This window comes from Vandammella animalimorsus (genome assembly GCF_002288875.1).
Classification (GTDB): Bacteria; Pseudomonadota; Gammaproteobacteria; order Burkholderiales; family Burkholderiaceae_C; genus Lampropedia; species Lampropedia animalimorsus.
Map to the genome: position 1 here is coordinate 586758 of NZ_NTBH01000001.1, position 15617 is coordinate 602374.

General features: G+C 66.0%; 15 protein-coding genes and 1 CRISPR repeat array. Of the genes, 6 read left to right on the plus strand and 9 right to left on the minus strand.

Going from position 1 to position 15617, the window contains the following annotated elements:
• Positions 1 to 60: 60 nt before the first annotated feature.
• The 4 genes from CLI93_RS02475 to mog all read left to right on the plus strand — a co-directional run bounded on the left by CLI93_RS02475 (position 61) and on the right by mog (position 3627).
• Positions 61 to 336, plus strand: coding sequence for a MoaD/ThiS family protein (locus CLI93_RS02475; RefSeq protein WP_238946657.1), 276 nt, complete (start codon positions 61 to 63; stop codon positions 334 to 336).
• Positions 337 to 349: 13 nt separating this feature from the next.
• Complete coding sequence (gene mobA, locus CLI93_RS02485; protein WP_238945689.1) at positions 350 to 1495, plus strand: molybdenum cofactor guanylyltransferase MobA; 1146 nt, start codon at positions 350 to 352, stop codon at positions 1493 to 1495.
• Positions 1496 to 1699: 204 nt separating this feature from the next.
• Positions 1700 to 3001: a molybdopterin molybdotransferase MoeA gene (locus tag CLI93_RS02490; RefSeq protein WP_095541237.1), complete on the plus strand. Its 1302-nt coding sequence runs from the start codon at positions 1700 to 1702 to the stop codon at positions 2999 to 3001.
• Positions 3002 to 3009: 8 nt separating this feature from the next.
• Entirely contained in the window at positions 3010 to 3627 is a 618-nt protein-coding gene (gene mog / locus CLI93_RS02495; protein WP_095995682.1) for a molybdopterin adenylyltransferase, read from the plus strand.
• A gap of 121 nt (positions 3628 to 3748) precedes the next feature.
• Here the strand turns inward: mog and CLI93_RS02500 are convergent, their stop codons facing one another.
• The 9 genes from CLI93_RS02500 to casA all read right to left on the minus strand — a co-directional run bounded on the left by CLI93_RS02500 (position 3749) and on the right by casA (position 14804).
• A complete protein-coding gene (locus tag CLI93_RS02500; RefSeq protein WP_144016314.1) occupies positions 3749 to 7240 on the minus strand; it encodes a mechanosensitive ion channel domain-containing protein in 3492 nt (1163 codons plus the stop codon).
• Between the two features lie 503 nt (positions 7241 to 7743).
• Complete coding sequence (locus CLI93_RS02505) at positions 7744 to 8091, minus strand: winged helix-turn-helix domain-containing protein (protein WP_095541235.1); 348 nt, start codon at positions 8089 to 8091, stop codon at positions 7744 to 7746.
• Between the two features lie 153 nt (positions 8092 to 8244).
• Positions 8245 to 8761: a CRISPR direct-repeat array (repeat unit 29 nt; unit sequence CGGTTCATCCCCGCTGGCGCGGGGAACGC).
• A 67-nt stretch (positions 8762 to 8828) separates the two neighbouring features.
• Positions 8829 to 9125 (minus strand): type I-E CRISPR-associated endoribonuclease Cas2e, encoded by a 297-nt coding sequence (cas2e, locus tag CLI93_RS02510; RefSeq protein WP_095541234.1) that lies wholly within the window; start codon positions 9123 to 9125, stop codon positions 8829 to 8831.
• Positions 9126 to 9140: 15 nt separating this feature from the next.
• A complete protein-coding gene (gene cas1e / locus CLI93_RS02515) occupies positions 9141 to 10028 on the minus strand; it encodes a type I-E CRISPR-associated endonuclease Cas1e (RefSeq protein ID WP_095541402.1) in 888 nt (295 codons plus the stop codon).
• Between the two features lie 64 nt (positions 10029 to 10092).
• A complete protein-coding gene (gene cas6e, locus CLI93_RS02520; protein ID WP_095541233.1) occupies positions 10093 to 10755 on the minus strand; it encodes a type I-E CRISPR-associated protein Cas6/Cse3/CasE in 663 nt (220 codons plus the stop codon).
• Positions 10752 to 11522: a type I-E CRISPR-associated protein Cas5/CasD gene (cas5e, locus tag CLI93_RS02525; RefSeq protein WP_095541232.1), complete on the minus strand. Its 771-nt coding sequence runs from the start codon at positions 11520 to 11522 to the stop codon at positions 10752 to 10754. The genes cas6e and cas5e overlap by 4 nt, the downstream gene beginning before the upstream one ends.
• Positions 11519 to 12574 (minus strand): type I-E CRISPR-associated protein Cas7/Cse4/CasC, encoded by a 1056-nt coding sequence (gene cas7e, locus CLI93_RS02530; protein WP_095541231.1) that lies wholly within the window; start codon positions 12572 to 12574, stop codon positions 11519 to 11521. Before cas7e ends, cas5e begins: the two co-directional genes overlap by 4 nt.
• Positions 12571 to 13221: a type I-E CRISPR-associated protein Cse2/CasB gene (gene casB / locus CLI93_RS02535; RefSeq protein WP_095541230.1), complete on the minus strand. Its 651-nt coding sequence runs from the start codon at positions 13219 to 13221 to the stop codon at positions 12571 to 12573. The genes cas7e and casB overlap by 4 nt, the downstream gene beginning before the upstream one ends.
• Positions 13218 to 14804, minus strand: a complete 1587-nt coding sequence (gene casA / locus CLI93_RS02540) for a type I-E CRISPR-associated protein Cse1/CasA (protein ID WP_095541229.1) — start codon at positions 14802 to 14804, stop codon at positions 13218 to 13220. Before casA ends, casB begins: the two co-directional genes overlap by 4 nt.
• 221 nt (positions 14805 to 15025) lie before the next feature.
• Between casA and CLI93_RS02545 the strand changes: the two genes are divergently transcribed.
• A complete protein-coding gene (locus CLI93_RS02545) occupies positions 15026 to 15235 on the plus strand; it encodes a type II toxin-antitoxin system VapB family antitoxin (protein WP_095541228.1) in 210 nt (69 codons plus the stop codon).
• Positions 15232 to 15612, plus strand: coding sequence for a type II toxin-antitoxin system VapC family toxin (locus CLI93_RS02550; RefSeq protein ID WP_095541227.1), 381 nt, complete (start codon positions 15232 to 15234; stop codon positions 15610 to 15612). The genes CLI93_RS02545 and CLI93_RS02550 overlap by 4 nt, the downstream gene beginning before the upstream one ends.
• Positions 15613 to 15617: the final 5 nt, after the last annotated feature.

A 15617-nucleotide genomic window follows, 5' to 3' on the forward strand; every position in this document is an offset into this window, starting at 1 on the left:
CGTTGCGGCCGCCCTGCGCTTGCTACACTCGGCGCCGCCGCGACGCATCCTGCGCCGCCCTTGCTGAGCCCCAACGCCCTGCCTGCCATGATCACCATCGTCTATTTCGGCCCCCTCAAGCTGCTGCAACCCGCAGGCCGTGAGGTCCTGCCCTGGGCGGGCGGCACCACCGAGGCGCTGCTGCAATTGCTGCGCCAGCGTGGCCCGGACTGGGCCGAGGCCCTGGCGCCTGAGCGCATCTTCAAGCTGGCCCTCAACCAGCGGCTGCTGCACGGGCCGGCCGAGATCGCCGATGGCGACGAGGTGGCCATCCTGCCGCCGGTGACTGGCGGTTGATGGGGCGCGCGCCATGTCCCTGTTTCGCGTGCGCATCCAGACCGAGCCGCTGGACCTGCAAGCCCCCGCCGCCATGCCCCAGGGGCAGTGCGGCGCCACAGTGCGCTTTGTCGGCCATGTGCGCAACGACGCGCGCCAGGCGCCGCTGAGCCATTTGCAGCTGGAGCACTTCCCCGGCGTGACTGAGGCCGAGATTGAGCGCATCGTCGCCCAGGCGCGCCAGCGCTGGGATTTGCAGGCCGCCACCGTGCTGCACCGCGTGGGGCGCATCGCTGCGGGGCAAGCCATCGTGCTGGTCGAAACCGCCAGCGCCCACCGCCGCGATGCTTACGAGGCCAACGCCTTCATCATGGATTACCTCAAGACCGAGGCGCCGTTCTGGAAACAGGAATGCTTTGCCGACGCCAGCGCGCACTGGGTGCAGGCCAAGGCCAGCGACCAGGCCGCGCAGCGGCGCTGGCAAGCCGCTGCAACGCCCAGCGCAACGGTGGGCACGGGCAACGACGCCAGCGAACGCGTACGCCCCGCAACCACCGCAACCACCGCAGCGCGCATCGGCGCGCTGATATTGGCCGGCGGCCAGGGCCGGCGCATGGGCGGCTGCAACAAGGGCCTGCAGCCGCTGTTGGGCCAGCCGCTGGCGCAGCACGTGGTGCAGGCGCTGCGCCCGCAAGTGCACAGCATCGCCATCAGCGCCAACGCGGACTTGCCCGCCTACCAAGCCCTGGGCCTGCCCGTCTGGCCCGATGCGCCGCAGTGGCAGGGTCTGGGGCCGCTGGCTGGCATTGCCAGCGCCGCGCCGCAACTGCCCCCGGATCTGGACGCGCTGCTGGTTGTGCCCTGTGACACGCCGCTGCTGCCGCCACTGCTGGCCGCGCGCCTAGCGCAGGCGCTGTTTGCACGCCCTGGCTTGGCCGCCGTCTCGGCCGCCACCGCTTCGGGCCGCCACCCCAGCATCAGCCTGCTGCGCCCTGCCCTTTTGCTGGGCCTGCCGCAGTACCTGCAGGCCCAACAGCAAGGCCAAGGCGACTTGAGCCTGCGCCACTGGCTGGAGCCGCGCGGCTGGCAGACGGTGTTCTTTGACGACGCCCAGGCCTTCGCCAACCTCAACGACCAACAGGCCCTGCAAAGCCTGCAACAACAACTGCAATCGCGCTAGGGGATGTTGAGATACGGTTTGCGAAGCGCTTGTTCGGGGCAAGCGCTGCCCCGCTGCAAAGCGAGAATGCGCGCAACGCTCAAGAGCTTGCCAGCGTTTTCAACCCAGCTGCTGCGCAGGCCCGGCCGGAAACACCGCCGCAATACTGAACTTCAATAGCACCCAAGCCGCCCGGCAGCAGCCCAAAAGCACCGAAGCACCGCCATGTCCAAAGACCTGCTCGACTACCACGACGCCCTGAACACTCTGCTGCAAACCCACCAGCCCATGGTGCGCAGCCAAACCCTGCCGCTGGCGCAGCTGCACGGTCGCATCCTGGCCGAGGATTTGCCCGTGCGGCTGGACGTGCCCAACTTCGACAACAGCGCCATGGACGGCTACGCCATCTGCGGCACAGACCGCAGCAGCTGGCAGGTCGTGCAGCGCATCGCCGCCGGCGACGCGGCCCAGGGCCCGGCGCTGCAACCCGGCCAGGCCGCGCGCATCTTCACCGGCGCGCCCATCCCCGCTGGCGCCAAGGCAGTGCTGATGCAAGAGCACGTCACGCACGATGCCAGCCAGGGCGAGATCGCGTTGGCGCCCGGCCAGGCGATCCGCCCCGGCCAGCACATCCGCCGCCGCGCCGAAGAGCTGCAAGCCGGCGCCACGCTGCTCTCGCGCGGCGCGCGCCTGAACCCTGCCACCATCGGCCTGCTGGCCATCCAGGGCTATGCGCAAGCGCCGGTGCTGGCGCCGCTGCGCGTGACGGTGTTCTCCAGCGGCAACGAGCTGGTGCAGCCGGGCCAGCCACTGCAGCCGGGGCAGATCTACGACAGCAACCGCGTCATGTTGCTGAGCTGGCTGCAGGCGCTGGGCTTTGCCGCCATCGACGGCGGCGCCCTGCCCGATGCGCTGGCCGCCACGCGCGAGGCTCTGCAGCGCGCAGCGCAGCACAGCGACGCCATCCTGTGCTCGGGCGGCGTCTCCGTCGGTGAGGAAGACCACCTCAAGCGCGCGCTGGAGCAAGTGGGCACGCTGGTGCAATGGCGGCTGTTCATCAAGCCGGGCAAGCCCTTCACCTGGGGCCACATTGCCCGCAGCGCCCAGGGCGGCGCGGGTGAAGGCTCGGGCGAAGGCGCTGGCACGGGCGAGGGCGAGCCGCCCTGCCGCGTGTTCATGCTGCCGGGCAACCCAGTCTCCAGCCTGGTGACCTTTCAGCAGCTGGCGCTGCCGGCGCTGCGCCGCCTCAGCGGTCTGGACGAGCTGCGCGCCCGGCCGCTGCAATGGCAGGCGCGGGCCAATTTCACCCGCAGCAAGCCCGAGCCCCGCCGCGAGTTCGTGCGCGTGCGGCTGGAGCAAGGCCCGCAGGGCTGGCAGGCCACGCCGCTGGCGCAGCAGGGCTCGAACATGCTCTCGGGCGCGGCTTTTGCCAACGCCCTGGCCGAGACTGCGCCAGGCGCCCAGGTTGCCCACGGCGACGCCCTGACCGTTTATCCCCTGTTTGACACCCTGTTCGACACCTTGTGAGCCAGGCCATGACCGCAGCTCCCCACCCCTCCCCTGCGACCGATACTGCCGATGCCGCCCTGCCCTGCGTGCGCATCGGCCTGGTGGCCACCAGCGACCGCGCCAGCAGTGGCGCCTACGCCGATGAAGGCCTGCCAGCGCTGCGCCAATGGCTGGGCCGCGCCGTGCGCAACCCGATGGAGTTCGCCGAGCGTCTGATCCCGGACGAGCAGCCGCTGATCGAGCGCACCCTGATCGAGCTGGTCGATGAGATCGGCTGCGATCTGGTGCTGACCACCGGCGGCACCGGCCCGGCGCCGCGCGACGTCACGCCCGAGGCCACGCTGGCCGTGGCCGATCGCGTCATGCCCGGCTTTGGCGAACAGATGCGCCAGATCAGCCTGCACTTCGTGCCCACGGCCATTCTCTCGCGCCAGGTCGGCGTGGTGCGCGGCCGCGCGCTGATTCTGAACCTGCCCGGTCGCCCCCGCGCCATCGCCGAGACCCTGGGCGGCCTGCAGGGCGAGGACGGGCAGACCATCGCCCACGGCATCTTCGCCGCCGTACCCTACTGCCTGGATTTGATCGGCGCGGCGCGCATCGAAACCGATCCGGCCGTCTGCCAGGCCTTCCGGCCCAAGAAATGAACCCACGCAGCAAGGCCAGCAGGCAAGCCGGCCAACCTGAGCACAAAAAAACGCCCGGCCAAGCCGGGCGCTTTGTCTTGGGCACACGACGCTGCGATTTGTGCAGCTCTTGCCAGACGCATCAAGCCGTTGGCTTGGACGCAGGCCCTTTGCCTGCAGCAGGCGACTGCGCCTGCTGCTGAGCCGCTTGCTGCGCCGCCTCCTGCACGGCGTCATGCACGGCTTGCTGCGCCGCCTGCGGCAGGTCGCACAGGTGCACATCCAGCTGCGGGAAGGCAATTTCGATATTGGCCTCGCCCAGCAGCTCGGTGATGCGGCGGTTCAAGTCGTTGCGCACCGTCATGCGCTCACCCAGCGTGGCCACGTACACGCGCAGCTCGAAATCCAGCGTGCTGCCGCCCAGGGCCATGAACCAGGCGTTGGGCGCGGGCTCTGCCAGCACGTTCGGGTGCTCGTCAGCAGCGCGCAGCAACAGCTGGCGCACCTGCCGGGCATCGCTGCCATAGGCCACGCCGACGTTGAGCACCAAGCGGGTGACGGTGTCGCTCAACGTCCAGTTGGTCACCTGGCCGGTGATGAAGGTCTTGTTGGGAATGATGATTTCCCGATTGTCGTAATCGAGCACCGTGGTCGCGCGAGTGCGAATGCGGGTGACGGTGCCGGTCAAGTCCTTGTCGATGGTGACGGTATCGCCCACGCGGAATGGCCGCTCCACCAGCAAGATCAGGCCGGAGACGAAATTGGCAAAAATCTCCTGCAGGCCAAAACCCAGGCCCACGGTCAGGGCCGCAGCCATCCACTGCAGCTGGCTCCAGCGCAGGCCAAACAGACTGAAGGCAAACAGCACACCAGCAATGGTGATGGCGTAACGCAGCAGCGTGGTCAAGGTATAGCGCGTGGCGCTGCTGATGAAACGCGAGGAGTTGAGCGCCAGCTCCAGCAGGCCGGGCAGGTTGCGCGCCATGCTGAAGGTCAGCAGCAGCAGCAGCGCGCCCAGCAGCACGTCCATCAGCGTCACCGGCACCTGCATGGGCTTGCCGTCAGGCCCTGTGGCGCTGCTGCCCCACAACTGAACGCCATCCAGGCGCAACAGCGCAGGCAACACTTCGGACCAGGCCCACAACAGGCCCAGGGCCAGCAGCGTCAGGCGCAGCAGGCGCAGCAGGCGGTGCGTCTGCGCGCTGATGCTCACCAGCGTCAGCTCCGACTCACTCTCGGGCGGGGCATCGCCCGACTCGGTGTTGACCACGCTGGCACTGCCTTGATTCAGCGCCTGCTCCAGCAAGCGCTTTTGCTCCAGTCGGCGCTCGCTCAGCAGCAGCCAGCGGCGCAGCAGCCCATCAACCACCAGCACAGCCAGCACCACCGTCAGGCTGGTGAACAACGCGCCCAGCATCTCCGTGCTGGTGTAGATGTAGCCGCCCAAGGCCAGCAGCGCAATGGCAACGAAGGCCGCAGGCAACACCCAGCCCAGCAGCCGCAGCAGCCAGGGCGCAGCTTGCTGCGAACGAGGCCACAGGCGGCGCATCAGACGCCAGGACAGCACCATCAGCCCCAGCGCCAGCACCACCAGCGCCAGGCGGCCCCAAGTGCTGATGATGCTGCCCGCGCCACGGTGCAAGGCCAGCATGGCCGCGAACGAGGCCGGCAGGATCAGCACCATGGCCAGGCGCTGCGCCCGCCGCAAGGCTGTGATCTGCGCCTTGGGCCAGGCAAAGTGCGCCTGGGCCAGGCCGCCGGGCTGCACGAGTGCGCCCCATAAGCCAGTGAGCAGCAGCAGCCGCGAGACATCCACCATCGTGCGGCCAATGGCTTCAACATCGCTCAAATGCCGCGCGCCGACCTGCTGCAATGCCGTGCCCGCCCCCCACAGCGCCACGGCAGCGGGCAGGGCAATCAGCAGCGTCCAAAGCAGGGCCTGCAAGGTCAGGGAGAACCGATCCTGACTGACGTCGCGCATCTGCTCGCTGATGGCGCGCAGGCGCTGTGGCGCGCGCAGGCGCAGCGCCAGCAATGCGCCCAGCACCAGCGCCAGCGCCAGGTAAGGCAAAGGGTCACTGAGCAAATCACTCAGCAAAAAGCGCAGCGCCTTGCCCAGCATGGCCGTCAGGGCGATGGCCTCAGCACCTTGCTCGCCCCACTCGTCCAGCCATTGCTTGCCGACCCTGGGGTGGCTGGGCGTCCACAGCAATTGCCGGTCCATCAGCTGGCGCAACTCATCGCCGCGCGTGAGCAGGGTCTGCAAAGTGCCGTCGGTCTGTTCCAGCACCGAGATGCGGCGGCGCAGCAGTTGCTCGAGCTGGTCAATCAGCTCGGCCTGCGTGGCCTGCCAGGCATTGCGATCAGCGCTGCCTGCCGTTGCCGCCTGCTCAGTTGCAGAGGGCTCAGCCGCCTTCCCGCCGGCTTCATCGGTGCCATCGGCTTTGGCGGGCTGGCTAGGCTGCCCTGCCTGGGGCAGTTTTTCGGGCTGAGCCTGGCTCAATTCGATGGCGGCATAGCGCGTCTCGGTGGCGTTGTAGAGCTGCAGACGCAACTCCGCCAGGCGCTGCTGGACTTGCTTGCGCTGCGCCGTCAGCGCCAGCAGCGACGGCATGCGCAAGCGCTGCTGCCACAGCCAGTAACCTGTTGCGGCATCGCTGCTGCCCAGGCGCAGCCGGGCCTGGGTGTCGCGCAGCGCAGTGGCAATTTGCTCGCGTTCGCGCTCGTAGTCAGTCAGCGTGCGGCGCTCCTCACCGAGCTGTTGCGTGCCCTGCAGCAGCTGCTGGGCCAGCTCGGCATTGCGCTGGGCCAACTCATGCAGCGTGGCATCGTGCTGCGCAGCGCTGTTTTCGGCCAGAGCCGCCAACTCCTGCGCCTGATTCTGCAGGCGCTGCAAGCTGTTTGCGCTGATGCGCTGGCTTAGCCAGTCGATGCGCGGCGCACGCAGGGCCTGCTCCTGGCGCAGGGATTGCAACTGGTTTTCCAGCTGGCGCTGGCGCAGCTCAGCCGTAGCCTGCTCTGCCTCGTACAGCGCCAGCTCGGCCAACGCGCGGCGATGCTCTGCGGCGCGGCGCAGGCGCCTGGCCTCGAACAGCGCCGCAGGCTCATTGGCGTCGCTGGCAGGCTCGCCCGCACTGGCATCGGCGCGCTGGCGCAGCGCAGCCATCTGGCTCAGGCGCTGCCCGGGGCGCGAAATCAAGTTGGTCAACTCACTGGCCAAGGCATCGATGCGCGCCTTGAGCGTATTGCTGGCATTGCGCTCCTCGCGCAACAAATGCTCCAGCGCGTCGTTATCCATGGCCCGAGGCAGACGCGCCGCCCATTGTTTGAATTGGCTCTCGCGCTCGGCCGCCGTCAGCGGGGCCACCGCAGGGGCCACGGTCTCACGGCTTTGTTCCTGCAGTTGGGCCCGTTGTTCGAGCAGCGGTTCGGCCTCCTTCTCCAGCGCTGCAGCCGCTTCCAGCTGGGCCTTGGCTGCCTCGCGCTGAGTCTGGTTCAGCTCGGCATTGTCCAGCGTGCTGAGGCTCGCCTCGATCGCTGTGAGCTGCGCAGGCGGCACATCGATGTCGGCCCGCGCCACGCCATGCAGCCACAGCGCAGCCAGCATCAGCAGGCACAGGCAAAGGCGCAGCACGCGGCGCCAGTCACTCACCCCAAAAGGCCCAGCGCCGCGCGGCAAATCTGGGGCTGGCCGGGTCCGAAAAACAGCAATGGCCGCCCGAGGGCAGCCTGAAAAAAAGCGTTGATTTGGCATGGCGCGCTTTATAAGCCAGATTGCACATCCTGCCCATCAGACAGGTTTTGCGCACGCGGCATCCGCTCCGTTCACGGCGCCGGCTCCTGATTGCGGCACCAGCGCGCGCTGAAAACCCGTGACTTGGGATGGCTTGCCTTGCGAGGCAGAGCGCCCGGGCGGGCGCGCCCTCATGCCAAGCATGCGCCGGGATTTTGTACAGGTGTTTTGTACAGGCCTCAGAGCCTGTTCAAAATCTTTGCACGGCGGTCAAGAGAGCGGATTTGGGCGCTCTGCCGCGCCCGCAAAGCCTCGCCATAGCCCCAGCTATGGCTGCGTTTTGCGCCTTGCAGCCCACCCCAAACCGCTTCTTGCCCACTCGCACCGAGATTTTGAACAGGCTCTCAGGGCGCCAGCATGTCCAACAGCCCCTTGAGCTCAGCATCTGCAGCCCGGCGCGCCTTGGCCTCGGCAGCGCGGTAATGCGCCACTAATTGCAGGCCCAGCGACGTCAGCGTCGCACCGCCGCCATGCGCACCGCCAGTGGACGTGCGCACCGCCGGCTCTCGCAGCGCGCCATTGAGCTCCTCCACCAACAACCAGGCGCGCCGATACGACATGCCCAGCCGCCGCGCCGCCGCAGAAATCGAACCGGCCTCGCCGATGGCCTCCAACAACTGCACCTTGCCCGGGCCCACGGCAATCACCTCATCACGGTAAATGCGCAGGCGAAACTTGATCTGGGATTGCATCGACACACCACAGCAAAAACAACAGCGCGGCATTGTGCCAAAGGGCTGCTGCGGTGGGTTGCACGTGGCAATGCATGGCCCGATAGGCACACAATCTGACCAGAGCAGATGCAGAGAATAAAGCGGCAGCCGCAGCTTGCCGTCCTGCGCATCCGGTTCATCCCCGCGTGTGCGGGGAACGCTGGTTTGCTGATTCATTTTCATCTCCTGCCCACGGTTCATCCCCGCTGGCGCGGGGAACGCCTCTTGCGCCCCATGGCCACGCCTCACCAGTACGGTTCATCCCCGCTGGCGCGGGGAACGCGTGCAGTCGCTCAAAGCGGGGCCGCGCCGGCACGGTTCATCCCCGCTGGCGCGGGGAACGCGTAAAAAATCAGCTTATTGGTAACGTGAATGGCGGTTCATCCCCGCTGGCGCGGGGAACGCAATCGACGCTACAGCATTGCGCGCTACCCACGCGGTTCATCCCCGCTGGCGCGGGGAACGCGGGCATGGGGGCCGCCACAGCGCATGAGCGCACGGTTCATCCCCGCTGGCGCGGGGAACGCGATTGATCGTCCTGTGCTCTGGTCGTTGCTCTCGGTTCATCCCCGCTGGCGCGGGGAACGCCACCATTGCCGAGGCCGGCGTACCCGGCTACGAGGTTCATCCCCGCTGGCGCGGGGAACGCTCTTGGCGTAACTGGTTGATCTTACAAATGAAAATCAACCCGAAAAATTCTACCGATTTTCAGCTTGTCAAAGAACAGGGGATTCGGGGTGGAAGGCGACCAGCCGCAGGCCGTCAAATTCCACTGGCAAGCGACGATTGGAACCGAGGGTTTGGAATTCGTAACCGGACTCGTTCGGGCTGGCCCAAGCCATGACAACATTGCCATCTTCGTGGCCGGCTTCGAGTTGTTGCCAGATCATTTCCCGAGTGCGGCGTGAGACGTTACCGATATAGACCCCGGCACGCACTTCCAACAGCCAGATGGCCAGGCGGCCGCGCAGGCGGGGTGGGATGTTTTCGGTAACGACGGTCAAAAAGGCCATGGCGCTTGTCCATCGCTACTGGCTGCGATGACCGGCATCACCCAGCGATTCGGGGTTGGGGATGGCGGGCGGCACGGCTTCGGGTGGGGCTTGTGGCGGGCTGATTTCGCCAGCAGCCAGCACTTCCTCAATGGTGGGGATGATGCGCCCCAGCAGCTTGCTGCTGCGAAACAGGTCGCGGCAGGCCAGCCGTACTTCGCGCTCGGGCTGAGCGGGGGACTTGGCGGCGATGCGAAAGGCCAGTGGCACGACAGCTTCAAATTTGAACAGGTCGGCAATGTCGTACACGAAAGACAGCGGCTTGCCGGTGTGGATAAAGCCCACGGCCGGGGCGTAGCCGGCTGCCAGTACGGCGGCTTCGGTGATGCCGTAGAGGCAGGCCGTAGCCGCAGACAAGCAGCGATTGGGGATGTCGGCGGCGTCCCAGTCCTTCTGGTCGTAGTTGCGTGCACGCCAGTTGACGCCGTATTGCCGAGCCAGCAGTTTGTAGGTTTCGCGCACACGAGCGCCTTCGATGCCGCGCAATTGCTCCACACTGCGACGTTGCGGTGCGGGCTCGCCAAAGCGCAGCTCGTACATTTTGCGCACCACTTTCAGGCGCAGCTCATCATCCAATGCCAGCTTGGCCTGGTACAGCAGCCGGTCGGCGCGGGCGCCGCCGGGCTGGCCGCTGGCGTACAGGCGTACACCGGATTCGCCTACCCAGACCAGCAGCGTGCCAACGACGGCGGCCAGATGCGCGGCGGCGTGCGACACCCGCGTACCCGGCTCCAGCATGATGCAGGCCACCGAGCCAACCGGGATGTGGGTGCGCACGCCGTTCTTGTCGATGACGACGAAGGCGCCATCCAGCACGTCGATCTGGCCGTACTGGATGAAGATCATCGAGATACGGTCTTTCATCGGCAGGGGCTTGAGGGGCGGCAACAGCGGGCTGGGCATGGTGCGTCAGGGATTTGGAACGTGTCTAGACCCGCTTGAGCAGCAACAGGCCGCAGCCAAATCCTTTGCCGTGACCCACGCCGCTGAGCAAGGCGGTTTTCAGTTGATCGGCATCACTGACTTCGGCCACGCCCTGGTAGTCGAGGCTGGAGAACTCGATCGCCTGGCCTTTGCGTCGCAGCCGGTGCTGGGCATAGGCTTTTTGCAGCACGCTGGCCGGGTCGATGCGCAGGCCCCATTGCGGGGCGCGTTTGAGCAGCCAGTCCAGACCGGCTTGGTACAGATGCTGCGTCAGGGCGGCCTGCTGTTCGAGCGTGGCGCTGCGTTTGGCATCCATCAGCACGTCGTGGCGCTGGACGCGGCCATCGGGGCGACGGCGGCTGACGACCGGGTTGGCGCGCAGGTCAAAGTGCAGCGCCTCGCCAGTTTGCAGGGCTGGGGCGTAGGGTTTGGTCTGAATCTGGAACAGGCCATCGGTATCCAGCGGCGGACGGGCGGAGACGATGTAATAGCTGCGCGCATCGTCCAAGCGGCGGAAGAGAAAGTCTCTGGGCAAGCCGTCGCCGGGGAACAGCCGCCAGATCAAGGCATGGTCGCGATAGGCTTCGCCCTGGCGAGCCAGCTTGCGCAGCCACGGGCTTTGATGCAGGCCGGGGAGCAGGCGCACCCGGGAAAAGTAATGGCTCATGCGGCGGCGCCTCCTTCTGCCAGTGCCACCCATTCCCGGCGCGGAGCGAATTGCCAGCGGCTGCGGGAAAGGGGCTGATCCTGCCGCAGGTGGTCAAAGTCTGCGGGCATGCCTGGCGACATGCCTTCTTCCCAGTAATAGCGCAGCTGTCCCAGCCCAAAGGCATGACGATCCCGCGCCGTGGGCCAGTCTTGCCGGGGCGTTTTGTAGTCCAGCAGCGCCATCGGTGAAGGGAACTGCGCTGCGGCAAATGCCGCGTGCAAATGCTCGGCTTGCACCAATTGCGGCAGCACTGGCAAGGCCAAGGGGCAGGATTTGCGCCCCAGATACAGGACAAAACGCGGCTGGCGCAGCGCTTGTGCCAGCTCGGCCAGGCTGTGCGGCGCTTGCGGCAGGGCTTCGATGGCGATGGTGGCGATGCTATCGCAGCGGTATTCGCGCTGCGACAAGAGGGTGCCGACCTTGTCCGCCGCCAGCGATTGCCGGCGCGAACGGAAACGCTCCTTGCGCCGCGGCTCGCCCATCTGGATGGTGTGGTAGTCGCGCAATGGCGAGCCACTGGCGAGCAGCTGGATGCCGAAACGATAGCCCTGCGCCAGTGCCGTCTGTGCCGCATCGTCACGGCGCTCGATGCCCAGCGCAGCGCCTAGCAGCCCCAGCAGCGCCGAGCGCGAGGGCTGCACCGCCGAGTGCCGCAGCTCGCCAACCGCGATCTCACCCCAACTGGCCAGAGCGCCATATAGGCGTATCAGCAAATAGTCGGTCATGGTTTTGCCTCGTCGCCGTCATCTGTTGCGATGAAGTCCAGCAAGTCCTGCATTGAGCCTGTACCAGCAAGCACGTCGAACTCGCAGCGGGCATCGGCACAGGCGCCATACACCGCATCCATGTTGTCGCGCACGCGCTGCAGGGCGGCAGTCGCTGCACTGGGGTAGTCATCGTCCGTCACGGGTTTGACGAAGGCCAGCGACAGCGAGCGCGGCTGCTGCGCCCCTTTTTCTGCCAATGCGTAATGGGCGTAGGCACGGCTGGCATAGCTGTTTTGCTTGCCGGTAGGGCCAACGGTCAGCACCGCCTGCGCCAGTGCGCGCAAGGCTTTTTGCGTCAGCGCCTCGTCACCGCCCAGGTTGCTTTTCAGCAGGCCGCGGTCGATGCAGACATACTGGTAGAACACGGCGGCGGCAAAGCCGCTTTCACCAATATGCGCAGCGCCGGGGTCGCTTTGATTGAGATCGTCCACGGCGGTGAAGTAATCGTCCTCGATCGGCGAAGCATGCACACCGATGGCGTGGGCCACTTGCACCGCCGCCTCGCCATTCATTTCTGGCTTGGCGGCCAGCATGCGGCCAAACATGGCCACGTCCACTGCCGTATGGGCGTGCAACAGCCCGTCCAGTTCATCGTCGGTAGGCGCGCGTTTTTCCTGCGCCAGTGTGGCGACCAAGGCATCCAGACTGCCGCGTTCTTCGGGCGCGATGTGCACCAGTTGTTCAATTTCCAGCGGCTTGTCCTTCTTGGCGGCGCCATAGACCTTGGCAATTTGCTCAGCCCAGGCGCGTGCCTGCTTCTCTGCAATACCTGCCTTGATCAAAGCATCAAACACTTCAACACCCAAGCGCTTGGTACGGGTGCCAATGCTGCCCGCCAGCGCCTGCTGGAACAGCTCTGACGTGCGCCAGGCACGCTTGAGGCTTTGCGAGGAAATGCGCAGCCGATCCACCCCGCCGAGCTTGGCAGTCTTGGGGTTGCCGAGGTCGTCGCGGTTGAGGTTGGCCGGCGGATAGGAAATCAGCGTGTGCAGTTGAATGAAACGGGTCATGGATGGTTCTCCTCGGTGGATGCGGTGTCTGCGGGCAGTGCCGGAGCGGCTTCGCCTTGCTCCTTGGCGTTCAAGTAATAGTCAAAGGCCCAGTGAAAGCGAATGCCGTCGCTGGCGCGCGGCCTGCCATGTTCAAGATCGAACTGCCAGGCCAAGAGGTCATCGGCCAAACGCGCCACGTCGGCGGTGCCATCGGCCAGCTTCACGGCACGCCGCCAATGCGTGCACAGATCGGGCAAGGCCGTACAACGCAGCATGGCCTTGAAGCGCCGCTCGGACATGGCTTCGCGCTCGCCTCCGGCAGCCTTGCCCAGATGCCAGGCCAGACTGCGGCCATCTTGCGTATCGTTCTTGATACAGACCAGCACGGCGGCCACCCAGGCCAGGCGCTCGTACGTCAGCGGTGCATCGGCCAGGCGCTCGTGGCTTCTCTCGATCAGGCCATGCGCCAGCGCGAACACGGCGGGCTGCACCAATAGCGCACCGGCCTGCCGGCAACGCCGCAACTGCGCCCGCGCCCCGCGCCCCAGCCGCGCCAATTCACCCTGCGGCGGGGCTTCGCCTTCTGCCAATGGCTGCAAGGCGCGCCACCAATCGCGCACCCAGGCGCGCTGAGATTCATTCAATCGGGGTTTGGGAGGCTTCATGCGGCAATCTCCTTGCGGCGGCTCTTGGCTTGAGCCTTTTTCTGTTGATGGTTGACGAGCGCCCAAAGCGGCTTGAGCGCCCGGCTGTTGTTCAGACTTTTTGTCAACTGGGCGCGCGCTTCCACCACGCGGCGCATGTCCAGGTCTTCCGGTGGTGCAGCCAATGCCCATTGGTCGAACAGCTCCAGCACCTGCGCATACGCCTGTTGCAACCATTGCCGGTAAATCCCGGCCAGGGCGGCGCGGCTTTCGAAGTCATGCTGCGCCAGCCGCGCCAGGCTGCGGTAGAACAGCGGCTCGCTGGCCTGCCAGAAGCTCTGCAAAACCGCAGGCTCGGCGCCGGCATCGCCCGGCCGCTTGAACCAGGCGGCCTTGATCTGTTTGTGCAAAGTCTTGGCCATCTCATCAGCGGCATCCAGCAACTGTTTGACGCTGCGGGTAAAGGACTGGAGCAGCTCCGGCGCCGACGCATGCACCGGCAGGGTGCTGTCGTACCAGCACAGCGCCTTCATGTTGGAAGTGGCATAGCCAAAGCACCACAGCAGCACGCCGGGCTGGCGCACTTCGGTGTTGAAGTGGCTGACCACGCGTGCTGCGGCGGGCTGCTGGTCTTCCGTGCCCAGCACCAGCCCCAACCAATCGCGATAGCCACGACCGGCTTGGTGGCCCTTGCTGGAAATCGGCGGCTTTTCGCCCTTCTTATCCAGGTAATAAGGGGTGAGCGGGTGCTGCCATGTGCCGGTGTAATTGGTGCCGCCGTGGCGATGGCGGTAGTGCCGGATCAAGGGCACATCCTGCGCGCCGCACAGCGAACAAACGCCATGCGCCTGCGCCGTGCCGGGGTCGATGCGGATGCGGCGCGGCATGCTCCACCAGGCTTGCAGCGGGTGTACGGTTTCCGGGGTTGTGTCGCATGCCGCTGCGCCTTCACTGATGCGCGTGGCCTTCATCCAGGGCAGCACATCGCCCAGATCGGTGACGGCGGGATAGCCCAGCGCATCCTGCGGCAGCACATTCAGCCAGAGCTTTTGCCACAGCGTGGTTGACTTGTCGGCCGGCAACAGCAACGTGGTCAGCGGCCCGCCGCCGCGCAGTGAAGTGCGGATACCGCGCCCGCCCGACGGCGCATTGATTTGCAGCGCGAACAAGGCCTGCGCAAAGCAACTTTGGCAAAAGCCGGGTGCATCCACCGGCTTGTTGAAGTACAGATTGCTGTCCGAGCCGGCATCGATCAGCAGTTCGGCTACCGAAAGCGTGTTTGCCTCTTCCACCAAGGCGAAATCCTGCATGAAGGCCGAGCCATCGCGATGCAGCGCGAAGGCATGGGTATAAGGCGCGAAAGCCTCGGCCAGCGCCTCGCGGCTGGGCGGGCTGGCATAGCGCTCGCGCCATTGCGCGACATCACGCGGGGCATAGGCCAGTTGCAACAAACCAATCAGCAACTGGTAGCTCGCCCCCCGGAAATCCGGGCGCAGCGCTACGATGTCCAGCAGCTCCACATCGCCCACCTCCAAAGGCGATATCCGCTGCACACCGCCCGTATGGCTACGGCATGTCAACCATGGGTCGTTCAACAGGTGCATACATGTCTCCAGAATGCGTGGCGCAAATGTAGCATTTCCCTATAACCCTAGAACACTTTATATAATTCAACCTGCCCTGCATAAGCGGGGATGAACCGTGTTCCAGGGTCTTTTAGCCTGACACGTTGATGATGTTCCCCGCGCCAGCGGGGATGCACTTTTCACCCCCTGTGATCTTCAAATATGATGAATATTCGCATCAATATTGATGAGGAAAAGCCATGCGAACCACTGTGACCATTGATGACGCGCTGTACCAGCGCGCACTGGAAGTGGCCGACCCGGCCATGGACAAGGCCGATTTGTTCCGTGAGGCCATCCAGATGTTCGTGCGCGTGCAGGCGGCCAAGCGTCTGGCGGCGCTGGGCGGCAGCGCGGTGGACATGGCCGACATCCCGCGCCGCCAGGCACCTGGCGAACCGCCCCAATGAGTGGCGTACTGGTCGATACCTCGGTCTGGGTGACGCATTTCCGGACAAGCCAGCCGGTGCTGGGGCAACTGCTCGCCATGGATCTGGCACTGAGCCATCCATTGGTGATCGGGGAGCTGGCCTGCGGCACCCCGCCACGCAGGCGCCAGACCTTGCAGGATCTGGCCAGCTTGCGCCAGACGCAGCAAGCCAGCATCGAGGAGGCCATGGCCTTCGTGGAACGCCATGGGCTGTATGGCAAGGGCTGCGGCCTGGTGGATGTGCTGCTGCTGGCCTCAACCCTGCTGACCGATGGCGCCCGGCTGTGGACGCTGGACAAGCGGCTGGCCAGCCTGGCACGTGAGCAGGGCGTGCTGTTTGACGACAGGGCGCGCTGAGCGCC

Bases quoted from the DNA above. Each gene is read 5' to 3' on its own strand.
- cas1e (WP_095541402.1), bottom strand. From the start codon at position 10,028: ATGAAAGACCGTATCTCGATGATCTTCATCCAGTACGGCCAGATCGAC.
- CLI93_RS02550 (WP_095541227.1), top strand. From the start codon at position 15,232: ATGAGTGGCGTACTGGTCGATACCTCGGTCTGGGTGACGCATTTCCGG.
- mog (WP_095995682.1), top strand. From the start codon at position 3,010: ATGACCGCAGCTCCCCACCCCTCCCCTGCGACCGATACTGCCGATGCC.
- CLI93_RS02505 (WP_095541235.1), bottom strand. From the start codon at position 8,091: ATGCAATCCCAGATCAAGTTTCGCCTGCGCATTTACCGTGATGAGGTG.
- CLI93_RS02490 (WP_095541237.1), top strand. From the start codon at position 1,700: ATGTCCAAAGACCTGCTCGACTACCACGACGCCCTGAACACTCTGCTG.
- CLI93_RS02545 (WP_095541228.1), top strand. From the start codon at position 15,026: ATGCGAACCACTGTGACCATTGATGACGCGCTGTACCAGCGCGCACTG.
- casA (WP_095541229.1), bottom strand. From the start codon at position 14,804: ATGCACCTGTTGAACGACCCATGGTTGACATGCCGTAGCCATACGGGC.
- casB (WP_095541230.1), bottom strand. From the start codon at position 13,221: ATGAAGCCTCCCAAACCCCGATTGAATGAATCTCAGCGCGCCTGGGTG.
- cas6e (WP_095541233.1), bottom strand. From the start codon at position 10,755: ATGAGCCATTACTTTTCCCGGGTGCGCCTGCTCCCCGGCCTGCATCAA.
- cas7e (WP_095541231.1), bottom strand. From the start codon at position 12,574: ATGACCCGTTTCATTCAACTGCACACGCTGATTTCCTATCCGCCGGCC.
- mobA (WP_238945689.1), top strand. From the start codon at position 350: ATGTCCCTGTTTCGCGTGCGCATCCAGACCGAGCCGCTGGACCTGCAA.
- cas5e (WP_095541232.1), bottom strand. From the start codon at position 11,522: ATGACCGACTATTTGCTGATACGCCTATATGGCGCTCTGGCCAGTTGG.
- cas2e (WP_095541234.1), bottom strand. From the start codon at position 9,125: ATGGCCTTTTTGACCGTCGTTACCGAAAACATCCCACCCCGCCTGCGC.